The organism is Mycolicibacterium grossiae, from assembly GCF_008329645.1.
Classification (GTDB): domain Bacteria; phylum Actinomycetota; class Actinomycetes; order Mycobacteriales; family Mycobacteriaceae; genus Mycobacterium; species Mycobacterium grossiae.
This window is the reverse complement of record NZ_CP043474.1, coordinates 139,171-151,781: the sequence shown is the minus strand read 5'-3', so window position 1 is coordinate 151,781 and position 12,611 is coordinate 139,171. Positions and strand designations below refer to the sequence as shown.

Sequence of the window (12,611 nt, the reverse complement as noted above, 5' to 3'; positions counted from 1 at the left end):
ATCTGACATGACCACCGGATCAGCACTGGACAGCACCGACCGGGGCCGCGTGACGGGCGAATCCGCCGTGACGGCCAAGAAGAAGACCCGCACATTCAGCCCCTGGGGTCTGGTGGCGTGGCTCGTCGCCCTGGGGTTCTTCTTCCCGGTGTTCTGGATGATCCTGACGTCGTTCAAGCAGGAGGGCGACGCGGCCACGACGCCGCCGAAACTCCTCTTCTCACCGACCCTCGAGCAGTACGGCGCGGTCTTCGATCAAGGCATCGGGCCGGCGATGCTCAACTCGATCTTCGCCACCGGACTGTCGACGATCATCGTCCTGCTGCTCGGCGTCCCCGCCGCGTTCGCGTTGTCACTGCGGCCGGTGCGCAAGACCCAGGATGCGCTGTTCTTCTTCATGAGCACCAAGATGCTGCCGGTGGTGGCCGTCATCCTGCCGCTGTACGTCATCGTCTCCAACGTGGGCCTGCTGGACAACATCTGGGCGCTGGTCATCCTCTACACCGCGATGAACCTGCCCATCGCGGTGTGGATGATGCGGTCGTTCTTCCTCGAGGTGCCGGGTGAACTGCTCGAGGCGGCGAGCCTCGACGGTGCGAGCCTGTGGCGCTCCGTGCGTGAGGTGATCCTGCCGCTGGTGTCGCCCGGCATCGCGGCAACCGCGTTGATCTGCGTGATCTTCGCGTGGAACGAATTCTTCTTCGCGGTGAACCTGACCGCGGTGAACGCCCAGACCATGCCCGTCTACCTCGTCGGGTTCATCGCGGGTGAGGGGCAGTACTGGGCGGTGCTCTCGGCGGCGGCCACGATGGCCGCACTGCCGGTCATCCTCTGCGGGTGGTTCGCCCAGAACAAGTTGGTGCGCGGGCTCTCGTTCGGCGCAATCAAGTAGAGCGCAGTCCATTTCAAGGTAAGGGGAGCAATGGCATCGATCACGTACAACAACGCCTCGTGCATCTACGAGGGCTCCGACAAGCTGGCAGTCGACTCGCTGAACCTCGACATCGCCGACGGCGAGTTCGTGGTGCTGGTCGGTCCGTCCGGTTCGGGCAAGAGCACCGCGCTGCGGATGCTCGCCGGGCTGGAGGAGATCGACGAGGGCACCATCGAGATCGGCGGCAAGAACATGGTCGGCGTGCCGTCCAAGGACCGCGACATCGCGATGGTGTTCCAGAACTACGCGCTGTACCCGAACAAGACCGTTGCCGAGAACATGGGTTTCGCGCTCAAGCTGCGGGGTGTCTCGGCCGAGGAGCGGCGCCGCAAGGTCGAGGAGGCCGCGAAGATCCTCGACCTCACCGAGTTCCTGGACCGCAAGCCCGCCAAGCTCTCCGGCGGTCAACGCCAGCGCGTGGCGATGGGCCGCGCCATCGTCCGTGAGCCGCAGGTGTTCTGCATGGACGAGCCGCTCTCCAACCTCGACGCGAAGCTGCGCGTGCAGACGCGCACGCAGATCGCGGCGCTGCAGCGGCGGCTGGGCACCACCACCGTCTACGTCACCCATGACCAGGTGGAGGCCATGACGATGGGGGACCGGGTCGCCGTGCTGCGCTTCGGCAAGCTGCAGCAGTTCGCGTCGCCCAACGAGCTGTACGACCGTCCTGCCAACGCGTTCGTCGCCGGCTTCATCGGCTCTCCGGCGATGAACCTGGTGACGCTGCCGGTGGCGCCCGACGGGGTGAAGGTCGGCGACTCGACGCTCGAACTCGAGCGCGACACCCTGAGCACCCTCAGCCAGGCCAACCTGTCCGAGGTGACCTTCGGCATCCGGCCCGAGCAGCTCGAGATCAGCGACTCCGATGGGGTGGAGGTCGTAGTGGACCTCGTCGAGGACCTCGGCAGCGAGGCCTACGTCTACACCCACGCGAGTTCGGGCGTCGAGCTGGTGGCGCGCTGCAACCCGCGCACCGCGCCGAGGCTGGCGGACACGGTGCGGCTCCGGCGGCATCCCGACGGGGCGGTGCACCTGTTCCACCCGCAGTCGGGCGAACGTCTGAACTAGCATGCCGGCGCCGGAGATTCGGCTCCGCGCACCGACGCCGGGTCTGCTGGCGCTGCCCTGGGACCTCCCGCTGCGGCAATGGAACGTGCCCGACGTTCCGTTGCGCGACATCGCCGTTGGGCCCAGCAGGCACCTGGTGAAGTTCGTCGACGCCGACGGTGCGCTCTGGGCGGTGAAGGACATGCCGCCTCGGGTCGCCGCCAAGGAGTACGAGGTGCTGCGCCGGCTCGAGGAGATGGGCCTGCCCGCGGTGCGTCCCGCCGGGCTGGTGCTGCAGCCGGACGTCGACTCGGCGATCCTGGTGACCCGGTACCTCGAGGGATCCTGGCAGTACCGGCGGCTGTTCATGCGGTTGCCTCTCGAGGAGGGCAAGCACCGGACGCGGCTGCTCGGCGCGATGGCCGGGCTGTTGGTCGAGCTGCACCGCCACGGCGTGTTCTGGGGCGACTGCTCGCTGGCCAACACGCTGTTCTCCCGCGACGGGCAGATGCTGGCGGCGCACCTCGTCGACGCCGAGACCTCGGAGGTGCACCCGTCGCTGAGCCGCGGACAGCGCACGCACGACCTCGACATCATGGTGGAGAACGTCGCGATGGGCATGCTGGACCTCGCCGAGCGGCTCGGCACGACCGCCGACCTGGAGGAGCGGTTGATCGCCGAGGCCGAGCAGGTGCGCACCCGCTACGACGAACTCTGGGACGTGCTGCACGCCGAGCCGGTGTTCGGCTTCACCGACCGCTACCGCGTCGAGGGCACCATCCGGCGGCTCAACGACCTCGGCTTCGCCGTCGACGAGCTGTCGCTGCAGCCCGACAGCGCCGACCCGACCCGGTTGCGGGTGCACGTCGTGGTCGGCGACAAGCGATATCACGCACAGCATCTGCAGGAGCTGACCGGGTTGGACGTCGGCGAGGGCCAGGCGGAGATCCTGCTCGGCGACCTGCACGCCTACCAGGCGCAGCTGTGCCGCGAGGCCGGGCACGACGTCGACGAGCCGACCGCGGCGCGACTGTGGGTGATGGAGGTGCTGACGCCCTACGAGATGCTGGCCCACCAGGCCGTGCACGGCGCGGGCACGCCGATCCAGGCGTATTGCGATCTGCTGGAGGTCCGCTGGCTGCTCAGCGAGCAGGCCGGCCGCGACGTCGGGACCAACAAGGCGCTGGCTGCGCTGAACCGCGACGTCATCCCGGCCGACTCGGCCGCGCGCCTCGCGGTCGCCGAGGTTCCGACGGCGCCGTTCGCCGTGCTGCGCGACGAGGACTGAGGGCCCCGCGCTCGGCGGCCGCCCTCAGATCGCCGGCTGCTCGCCGGGGTTGAGGCCGTAGGGGAGGTCGGGGCTGACGCCGGACCTGCCCGACTCGGGGTGGGTGAACACCTGCGAGGGCGCAACGCGGCAGGCGGAGTCCATCGGCGTCTGGTCGCCCGAGCAGTACGGCACCAGGTCCTGGGGATCGGCGGCAGCCGGCGGCGCCGCCGCGAGAATCGCCGCGGCGGCCGCGCACGTCGCGGCGCACGCGGCGCATCGGGAAGCCCACCCGAGAGTCACTAGGTCAACGGTACAGCGGGTAATAGCGTGGCATGGTGGATCGCTGCGGGCGGGTGAAGCTGACCAACCCCGACAAGGTGCTGTATCCCGCCGCGGGCACCACCAAGGCGGAGATCTTCGACTACTACGTGCAGATCGCCGACGTGATGGTGCCGCACATCGCCGGACGGCCCGTCACCCGCAAGCGCTGGCCCAACGGCGTCGGCGAGCCCGATTTCTTCGAGAAGCAGCTGGCGTCGTCGGCGCCGGACTGGATGGCGCGCGGCTCGGTGACCCACCGCAGCGGCACCACCACCTACCCCCTGATCGACAGCCGGGAGGGTCTCGCCTGGATCGCGCAGCAGGCGTCGCTCGAGGTCCACGTGCCGCAGTGGCGGTTCGTCGCCCAGGGTGACCGGCTCGACCCCGGGCCTGCCACGCGCATCGTCTTCGACCTCGACCCCGGCGAGGGCGTCACCTTCCGCCAGCTCTGCGAGGTGGCGCACGAGGTGCGCAGCTACGTCGAGGACATCGGGCTGACGGCGTACCCCCTGACGAGCGGCAGCAAGGGCCTGCACCTGTACGTCCCGCTGGCCGAGCCGGTGAGTTCCCAGGGCGCCTCGGTGCTGGCGAAGCGCATCGCCCAGCAGCTCGAGAAGAGCATGCCGAAGCGCGTCACCGCGACGATGACCAAGAGCCTGCGCGCCGGCAAGGTCTTCCTCGACTGGAGCCAAAACAGCGCCGCGAAGACCACCATCGCGCCGTACTCGCTGCGCGGGCGCGATCAGCCGACCGTGGCGGCGCCGCGCACCTGGGAGGAGATCGAAGACCCGGGACTGCGACACCTGCGCTTCGACGAGGTGCTCGAGCGCGTCGCGAGCCACGGCGACCTGCTCGACGGGCTCGACGAGCGAGTCCCGTTGGCGGACAAGCTGACGACGTACCGCACGATGCGCGACGCCAGCAAGACCCCCGAGCCGGTACCGCAGAAGGCGCCCGCGCTCGGCAACGACGACACGTTCGTCATCCAGGAACACCACGCACGCCGGTTGCACTACGACTTCCGGCTGGAGCGCGGAGGCGTCCTGGTGTCGTGGGCCATCCCGAAGAACCTGCCCGACACCCCGGCGGTCAACCACTTGGCCGTGCACACCGAGGACCACCCTCTGGAGTACGCGACCTTCGCCGGCACGATCCCCAAGGGCGAGTACGGCGGCGGTGAGGTCTTCATCTGGGACACCGGCACCTACGAGGCGGAGAAGTTCAACGACCACCCACCGGACGGTCCGGACAAGGGCGGCGAGGTGATCGTCACGCTCACCGGCTCGAAGGTCAGCGGCCGCTACGCACTGATCCAGACCGGCGGCAAGAACTGGCTGGCGCACCGGATGAAGGAGCAGCACACCCTCACCGAGAAGGACATGGCGCCGATGCTCGCCACGCACGGCTCGGTGGCGAAGCTGACTCGTGCAGTATGGGCGTTCGAGGGCAAGTGGGACGGCTACCGTCTGCTCGTCGACGCCGATCACGGTGCGTTGCAACTGCGTTCGCGCAGCGGCCGCGACGTCACGCACGAGTATCCGGCGCTGCGGGCCCTGGCCGCCGACCTCGCCGACCACCACGTGGTGCTCGATGGGGAGGTGGTCGCGCTCGACGAGGACGGGGTACCGAACTTCGGGCTGATGCAGAACCGCGCCCGGAGCACGCGCATCGAGTTCTGGGCGTTCGACGTGCTGGCGCTCGACGGCCGATCCCTGATGCGCGCCAAGTACTCCGACCGGAGGCGCATCCTCGAGGCGCTCGCCGACGGCGGCGGGCTGATCGTCCCCGAGCAGTTGCCGGGCGACGGTCCGGAGGCCATGGCGCACGCACGGGCGAACCGGTGGGAGGGCGTCGTCGCCAAGCGACGCGACTCGACCTACCAGGCGGGGCGGCGGTCGTCGTCGTGGATCAAGGACAAGCTGTGGCTCACCCAGGAGGTCGTGATCGGCGGCTGGCGCGCCGGGGAAGGCGGCCGCAGCAGCGGCATCGGTGCGTTGCTCGTCGGCGTTCCCGACCCCGACGGCGGCGGGCTGCAGTTCGCGGGCCGCGTGGGCACCGGCTTCACCGACAAGGACCTGGCCAATCTCAAGAAGACCCTCGCACCGTTGCACACCGACGCATCGCCCTTTACGAAGCGGCTCACCGGCCCCGACGCCAAGGGCGTGACGTTCGTCCGGCCCGAGCTGGTGGGCGAGGTCCGCTACAGCGAGCGCACCTCCGATGGCCGCCTGCGACAACCGAGTTGGCGTGGGCTGCGCGACGACAAGACGCCGGCCGAGGTGGTCTGGGAGTAGGCCGTCGTCCCAGTGCTCACGACACGGCCAGGCGTAGGTCGTCGAGCCGCCGGACGAGCAGGCTCGGCAGCCACCGGCCGACCCGCACCGCATCGATGCGTGCGCTGCGTTCGAGCAGGCCGCCGATGACGACGCGAGCCTCCAGCCGGGCCAGCGCAGCACCGACGCAGAAGTGCACGCCCCGGCCAAATGCGATGTGACCCGTTCTCGCCGGCCGGTCGAGGCGGAACTCCGCCGGATCGTCGACGTGGCTGGGATCCCGGTTGGCGGCGCCCCACAGCAGCAGCAGTCGTGCGCCGGCAGGCAGGTCGACACCGCACAGGGTGGTGTCGGCGACGACGTGCCGATAGTGCCCGCGGAACGGCGGCTCGACGCGGAGCACCTCCTCCAGGAAGGGGCCGATCAGTTCGGGATCGGAGCGGACCGCGTCGTGCACGTCGCGATGCGTCGCGAGGATCCATGCGGCCGATCCGAGAAGTGACGCCGTCGACTCACCGCCGGCGCTGAACAACGTGATCATCATGGTCAGTGCCGCGACATCGTCGATGTCGCCGCCGGCGCACGCGCCGGCGAGGTCGCCGAGCAGGTCGTCGCCCGGATCGGCGGCAGCGAGGGCGAACCGCTCGGTGACGTACGCACCGAGTTCCATGACGGCGGCGCCGGCCGCCTCGAGATCGCTCGGGGTCACCAGACCCTCGACGACCTGGGTCGCCGAATACCCCCACCGCGTGAGGCGTTCGACGTCGTCGTCGGGTACGCCGATGATGCGCGCGACGATCATCATCGGCAGGGCGTTCGCGATGGTCATCCACTCGAGCGTTCCGTCAGCACCGGGCGCCCAGAGTCGCTCGTAGGTCTGGGCGACGAGGGGTTCGAACGACCGGACACGGCGCGGACTCAGATGCGGCAGCAACGCCTTCCGGTGGACGGAGTGCAACGGGTCGTCGGCCGTGGCGAGCGCGTGAATGGGGGAGCCGAGGTCGGCGACGGGAAACGGGGACACGCCGACCCCGGGCTGATACGTCATCGTCGCCGTCAGATTCGAGGAGAAGTCGGCGCACCGCGACACCGCCTCGTCGACCGCCGCGCGACCACTGACGGCGTAGAACGTCGACGTGCCGATCCGGTGTACGGGGCCGGTGTCGTGCATGCGCGCGTAGAGCTCGTACGGATGTTGGATGTTGGCGTCGTCGAAGAGGGCCAGCCCGAGCTCTCCGTCACACGAGGTCATGGACCCAAGGTGCGGCGGCGTCCGGTGGTCCGTCAACGGCGCCGGGAGAAGTCGCAACGCGTTCGATGACGGACACGGCACCAGCGTCTCAGTGAGTGCGTCTGACCTGGGGTGACGTCGCTACGCCGTGGAAACATCGTCTCAGAGCTGAGAAGATCGTCGAGCGAGATCGGGAGGTGGGCGCATGGACTGGGTGATGGGAACGGATCGACGCCGAGCGGGCACCGAACGGATCCTCGACGCCGCCACCGAACTCATCCTTCGTCACGGTCTCGACGCGTTCGACGTGGACACGTTGGCTGCGCACGTGCACTGCTCGCGCGCCACCGTCTACCGCTACGCCGGCGGAAAGAAGGAGATTCGCGACGCCGTCCTGCTGCGACTGGCCGCGGCGGTCGTCGACGACGTGCGTCGCGCGGTGAACGGGATGGGCGGCACGGAGCGGGTGGTCACGGCGGTCGTCGTGGCGCTGGACCGCATACGATCGAACCCGTTGCGTTCGATGATCTTTCGGCCGCACAACTCCGCCAACCTCGCCGAGTTGCACGCTTCACCACTGCTCGGGCACCTGGCAGCCGAACTCACCGGCGTGACCGAGGACGACCCGGCAGCTGCGCAGTGGATCGTCCGGGTCGTGATGTCCTTCGCCCAGTGGCCGATGGCAGAGCACGGCGACGAACGGGAGGCGATCCGTCGCTTCGTCGCGCCTGCCTTCCCCTGATGCGGCGGATCGAACGACCCTTACCTGCTGCCGGTCAGGCGCTCAGGCCGCGAGGTCGCCGCCGTTCTGCACGGCGTCGACGTTGCGGCGGACGACGTCTGCTGCGGCAGAGGTCGTCACGACGCCGGCGGGATCAGGACGGTCCACAGGTCCGTGATCACTTTGCCGGCAACGACGGCGGCGTCGAAACCCGTCATCGGGACGCCGCCGTCGGGATCGACGAGCCGCCACGCGAGGTAGCCGAAGCCAGGCAGTTCGTGAACCGAACCGACCGGCTCGAACCGAAGCGCTCCGAGACCGGACTGCAGGGCGACGCACTTTGCCTCCAAGCCGTCAGTGCCCGTGGTGACCCCTTCGGCGTCGGTCCACCGCACGTCGGCGGCGTACGTCTCGCGGATGGCCGCGCGGCGCCTCGCGTCGTCGCGTTCGTCGAAGACCGCCATCAGGTTGTCGTGCATCAGCTGTGCGATGGGTGAGGGCACGGGCTCTCCTTCGTTCCTGGGGATGGGTGACCTGCACCTCTCCGACGGAGTTTTGTAACAGAGTAGATAAAACACGACCGGGGTCCTCGCGGCAACCCGGGCGACGATCCTCGGTCACCTACGGCGCGGCCGTGCCGGCCACGCGCGCAGCGCCACGTCCGCTGCGGCCTGCATCGCGTCGGCGTCGGCACCGTCGCGCGCCACCGATGACAGGCCGCGCAACACGATGTCGATGTAGTCGGTCAGGGCCGCCACGTCCGCGTCGGCGGGAAGGTCCCCGTCGTCGTGCGCCTGCTGCAGGCGCTCCCGAATCGCGTTGCGCCCCAGCTGGCGTTCCTCCCGCAGCACGGGATCGGAGATGACGAAGCAGCCGCGGGGTTGGACGTCGCTGCTGTACTCGCGGACGGCGATCTCCAGGATCTTGGCGAACACCGCACGCGACGTCCGTTCACCGAGACCGGGCGGGACGACGCGGCTCGGTGAATTCGTGTAGGCGGCCACGGCCTCGTCGAAGAGCTGCTGCTTGCCGCCGAAGGCGTTGTAGAGACTCGGCGCCGAGATCTCCATGACCTGGGTGAGGTCGCGCACGGTCGTGCGCTCGTACCCCTTCTCCCAGAACAGGTGCAAGGCCCTCACCAAGGCCTGTGCACGGTCGAACACGGGCGGACGTGCCATCGGTCGATCCTACGGACGATCGGGATGCCGGGCGTCGGTAGCGTCCCGCGCTTCAGCGCGAGGCGCCGAGCGCCTCGTGCAGTCCGCGCGTCGCGAGCTGGTCGGCGAGTTCGTTGTCGGCGACGCCCGAGTGCCCCTTGACCCAGAACCACTCGACGTGGTGCCGGGCGCAGGCCGTCTGCAGGCGCTGCCACAGGTCGACGTTCTTCACGGGTTGCTTGGCGGCGGTCAGCCACCCGTTGCGCTCCCAGCCGTTCACCCACTTCGTGATGCCGTTGCGGACGTAGGTGCTGTCGGTGTACAGGTGCACCACGACGCCGGGCCGGGTGAGCGCCTCGAGCGCCATGATCGGGGCGGTCAGTTCCATGCGGTTGTTGCTGGTGGCGCCGGGCTCGCCGCCGCACAGTTCGCGGACGTGGTGGCGCTGCCGCAGCACCGCGCCCCAGCCGCCGGGTCCCGGGTTGGGACGGCAACCGCCGTCGGTGTGGATGACCACCGGGTCCTCGCCTGCCTCGTGCACGCGCTGAGGATAGAGCGTCCCGACCGGCGACGGTCTCACTGGCGCGCCGAGATGAGCGCCGTGCGGACCGACATCCCGAACGCCTCGTGCCGCAGCGTGGTGATTCGGCGTCCCGGTTGCACGGCGTCCTTCACCGGGCCGGTCCGGTCGCCGAAGCGTGCGGCCGTGGCGTCGAGGTCCGTGACGACGTAGGTGATGCCCCACAGCGTCGACGGACCGTCGTCGGCCACGTCGGGGGAGCCCACGACCTCGACGATCACCTCGCCGAGCCGGAAGAACACCTGACGGATCGCCCGGCCGGCCATCCGGGCGTCGCGTTCGCGCCGCGGTGCGACGCCGGCCGCGCCGAGCGCCGCGACGGTCCGCGCGAGGTCCGGCGTCAGCAGCACGACGTGGTCGATCCCGGTGACGCCGTTGGGCTGCGGCGCCCGCTCGCCCGGTTCGACCGCGTCCGGTGCCGACGTGGTCGGAATGCCGTCGAGGTCGCCGCCGAACTCCCGGTGGCCCCGCAGGGCCCAACCGACGATGCCGGTACCGGCTTCCCGGCCCACCAGCCGGATGCGCACGCCGCCCACGTGGCAGCTCCCGTCCGCGGCGACGGTGAAGCCGGCGTGCGTCCACGCATCGGTCGGGTCGGCGACGTCGAGGGTCGCGACGGAGAGCTGCTCGGTGATGCGGCGAGCCTAGCGCGGGGTCAGGCGGCGGCCCGCGGCATCAACCGGTCGAGGACGTCGGTCAGGGTCACCAGGCCCACGACGCCGTGCACGTCGGTGACCACCGCCAGATGTCCACGGGTCTCCCGCATGGTGCGCAGCGCCTCGTACACCGGCCGGGAGGCGTCGAGCGTCAGCGCCGGGCGGGCCAGCTCGCGGGCCGTGGTTCCCGGTGCCGCGGACAGGCTGTCGCGGACGTGCAGCACGCCCGACACGGCGCCGTCGTCGGCGAGCACGAGGAGTCGGAGGTGGCCCGTGTCGCGCGAGATCGCCTGAATCGCCGACGCATCGGCCGATGCCGGCACGCCGCGCGGCGCCTCGGCCGACACGACGTCACCCACCGTCAGCGCCTGCAGCTCCAGGGCGCTTATCAGGGTGGCGCCGGAGCGCTCGTCGAGCGTGCCCGCCGTCGTGGAGTGTTCGACGAGGTGCCGCAGCGCGTCGGGGTCCTGCGCGGAGGCCACCTCGTCGACCGGTGTCACGCCGACCCTGCGCAGACACCAGTTGGCGGCGCGGTTCAGCACCAGCAGCAGCGGTCGGGTGAGCACCATGTAGGCCCGCATCGGCAGCGCCAGCAGGATGGCCGAGCGCTCCGGGTGGGCGATCGCCCACGACTTCGGCGCCATCTCGCCGACCACCAGGTGCAGGAACGTCACGATGAGCAGGGCGAGCACGAAGCCGCCCGCGTCGGCCACCCAGCCGGGTGCGCCCCACGACGTGAGGAGTGGCGAGATCTGATCGTGCACAGCGGGTTTCGTGATCGCGCCGAGCGCGAGGGTGCAGACCGTGATGCCCAGTTGCGAACCGGCCAGCAACACGGACAGTTCGGTGGTGCTGCGCAGCGCCGCGCGGGCCGAGCGGCTGCGCCCAGCGGCATCCTCGAGGCGATGCCGGCGCGCGGCGATCAGCGCGAACTCGACGGCGACGAAGAACGCGCTGGCGGCGATGAGCGCCACCGTGACGACGGTGAGCGTCCACGGGTTGGTCATGACCTCACCTCCGTGCGGACCGCCACGAAGAGCCGTGCGGGCACGCGCCTGTCGACCTCACGGACCTCGAGGACGAGGTCGCGCAGCGGCGGTGGCTCGTCGGCCACCAGGTCGGCGGCCTCCGGCGGCAGGGGGATGACCACGAGGTCGCCGACGGCGGGCAGCGCGCCGAACGCGGCGATGGCCAGGCCCGCCAGCGTCTCGTAGTCGCCGTCGGGCAGCGGCACGTCGAGCAGACGGTGCACCTCGTCGAGCGGGGTGTCGCCGGGCAGCGACCAGCCATCGGCCTCGGCGGCGGCGCCGAGACGGCCCGGCGCGTCGTGCTCGTCGTCGATGTCGCCGATCAGTTCCTCCGCCATGTCCTCGACGGTCACGACGCCGGCGAAGCCCCCGTACTCGTCGATGACGAGCGCCATCTCCTCGCCGGTGTCGCGCAGCGCGGACAGTGCGGTGGGCAGCGGCATCGTGGTCGGAACGACGACGGCCGGCCGGCACCGCGATCCGGCCGTCCCGCCGCTCGCGCCGGAATCGAGGAGGTCCAGCAGGTGCACGACGCCGCGCAGATCGTCCACGTCGTCGCCGCAGACCGGGTAGCGGGTGTGGCCGGTGGACATCAGGGCGAGCACCGTCCCGGCCGGCACGTCCGCGGTCACGACGTCGACCCGCGAGCGCGGGACCATGGCGTGTTCGACGGTGCGCGTGGGGAAGTCGAGGGTGCGGTCGAGCAGCGTCGACAGCTCCACGGGTAGCTCGCCGACGTCGCGGGACGCGGCGACGATGTGCTCGAGGTCGCGGGCGGTGGCCGAGTGCTCGACGTCGTGCACCGGGTCGATGCGCAGTGCTCGGAGCAGGAGGTTCGAACTCTGGTCGAACAGCCAGATGAGCCAGCCGAACAGGCGCAGGTACCAGGTGGTCGACCGGGCCAGGCGGCGCGCCACGGGCTCGGGCCGGGCGATGGCGAGATTCTTGGGGAACAGCTCGCCGAACAGCATCTGTACGAAGGTGGAGAAGACGATCGCCGCGGTGGCGCCGATCGCCACGCCGACGCCGGTCGGCACGCTGACCCCGCCCAGCAGCGTACCGACGCCCTCGCCAATCAGCGGCTCGGCGACGTACCCGACGAGCAGACCGGTCACGGTAATGCCGAGCTGGGCGCCGGAGAGCATGAAGGACGTTCGGCGCGTCACCGACAGGGCCCGCTCGGAGGCGCCGTCGCCGGCCTCGGCGCGGGCCTTCAGCCGGGAGCGGTCGACCGCCATGTAGGCGAATTCCTGCGCGACGAAGTACCCCGTCAGCGCGGTGATGAAGAGGACGACGACGATGCCGAGTGCGACGGCGCCGACCGCCGTCAGCACGAGCCCACCTCCGGCCGATCCGTCGTCGCGTCAGGCCGGGGTGGGACGGGTTTTCGCGG

At 70.2% G+C, this 12,611-nt stretch carries 13 protein-coding genes; 5 read left to right on the top strand and 8 right to left on the bottom strand.

Annotated elements, in window-relative coordinates; translation table 11 throughout:
• Positions 1-7 precede the first annotated feature (7 nt).
• The 3 genes from FZ046_RS00765 to FZ046_RS00755 are packed head-to-tail and all read left to right on the top strand — an operon-like array spanning position 8 to position 3,269.
• The gene (locus FZ046_RS00765; protein WP_246182874.1) at positions 8-892 is read left to right on the top strand and encodes a carbohydrate ABC transporter permease; all 885 of its coding nucleotides are present in this window, start codon (positions 8-10) and stop codon (positions 890-892) included.
• A gap of 30 nt (positions 893-922) precedes the next feature.
• Positions 923-2,002 (top strand): ABC transporter ATP-binding protein, encoded by a 1,080-nt coding sequence (locus FZ046_RS00760; protein ID WP_070351091.1) that lies wholly within the window; start codon positions 923-925, stop codon positions 2,000-2,002.
• 1 nt (position 2,003) lies between these two features.
• A complete protein-coding gene (locus FZ046_RS00755) occupies positions 2,004-3,269 on the top strand; it encodes a DUF4032 domain-containing protein (protein ID WP_070351092.1) in 1,266 nt (421 codons plus the stop codon).
• Positions 3,270-3,293: 24 nt separating this feature from the next.
• Here the strand turns inward: FZ046_RS00755 and FZ046_RS00750 are convergent, their stop codons facing one another.
• Positions 3,294-3,551: a hypothetical protein gene (locus FZ046_RS00750; protein WP_070351093.1), complete on the bottom strand. Its 258-nt coding sequence runs from the start codon at positions 3,549-3,551 to the stop codon at positions 3,294-3,296.
• Positions 3,552-3,583: 32 nt separating this feature from the next.
• Between FZ046_RS00750 and FZ046_RS00745 the strand changes: the two genes are divergently transcribed.
• Positions 3,584-5,866 (top strand): ATP-dependent DNA ligase, encoded by a 2,283-nt coding sequence (locus tag FZ046_RS00745; RefSeq protein ID WP_070351094.1) that lies wholly within the window; start codon positions 3,584-3,586, stop codon positions 5,864-5,866.
• Positions 5,867-5,882: 16 nt separating this feature from the next.
• On the opposite strand, the gene FZ046_RS00740 is transcribed toward FZ046_RS00745, so the two are convergent.
• Positions 5,883-7,097: a cytochrome P450 gene (locus FZ046_RS00740; protein WP_070351095.1), complete on the bottom strand. Its 1,215-nt coding sequence runs from the start codon at positions 7,095-7,097 to the stop codon at positions 5,883-5,885.
• 184 nt (positions 7,098-7,281) lie between these two features.
• Here FZ046_RS00740 and FZ046_RS00735 point away from each other — a divergent pair, with 184 nt between their 5' ends.
• Complete coding sequence (locus FZ046_RS00735; RefSeq protein WP_070351096.1) at positions 7,282-7,818, top strand: TetR/AcrR family transcriptional regulator; 537 nt, start codon at positions 7,282-7,284, stop codon at positions 7,816-7,818.
• A gap of 116 nt (positions 7,819-7,934) precedes the next feature.
• On the opposite strand, the gene FZ046_RS00730 is transcribed toward FZ046_RS00735, so the two are convergent.
• From FZ046_RS00730 to FZ046_RS00705, 6 genes are all read right to left on the bottom strand, one after another.
• Positions 7,935-8,300, bottom strand: coding sequence for a hypothetical protein (locus tag FZ046_RS00730; RefSeq protein WP_099045782.1), 366 nt, complete (start codon positions 8,298-8,300; stop codon positions 7,935-7,937).
• 114 nt (positions 8,301-8,414) lie between these two features.
• Positions 8,415-8,975: a TetR/AcrR family transcriptional regulator gene (locus FZ046_RS00725; protein WP_070351098.1), complete on the bottom strand. Its 561-nt coding sequence runs from the start codon at positions 8,973-8,975 to the stop codon at positions 8,415-8,417.
• A 52-nt stretch (positions 8,976-9,027) separates the two neighbouring features.
• Complete coding sequence (gene rnhA, locus FZ046_RS00720; RefSeq protein ID WP_070351099.1) at positions 9,028-9,495, bottom strand: ribonuclease HI; 468 nt, start codon at positions 9,493-9,495, stop codon at positions 9,028-9,030.
• Positions 9,496-9,530: 35 nt separating this feature from the next.
• Positions 9,531-10,169: a VOC family protein gene (locus FZ046_RS00715; protein WP_070351100.1), complete on the bottom strand. Its 639-nt coding sequence runs from the start codon at positions 10,167-10,169 to the stop codon at positions 9,531-9,533.
• A 20-nt stretch (positions 10,170-10,189) separates the two neighbouring features.
• On the bottom strand, positions 10,190-11,197 hold the full coding sequence (locus FZ046_RS00710; RefSeq protein WP_070351101.1) for a hemolysin family protein: 1,008 nt from the start codon (positions 11,195-11,197) through the stop codon (positions 10,190-10,192).
• Complete coding sequence (locus FZ046_RS00705) at positions 11,194-12,552, bottom strand: hemolysin family protein (protein ID WP_070351102.1); 1,359 nt, start codon at positions 12,550-12,552, stop codon at positions 11,194-11,196. The genes FZ046_RS00710 and FZ046_RS00705 overlap by 4 nt, the downstream gene beginning before the upstream one ends.
• Between the last annotated feature and the right edge of the window lie 59 nt (positions 12,553-12,611).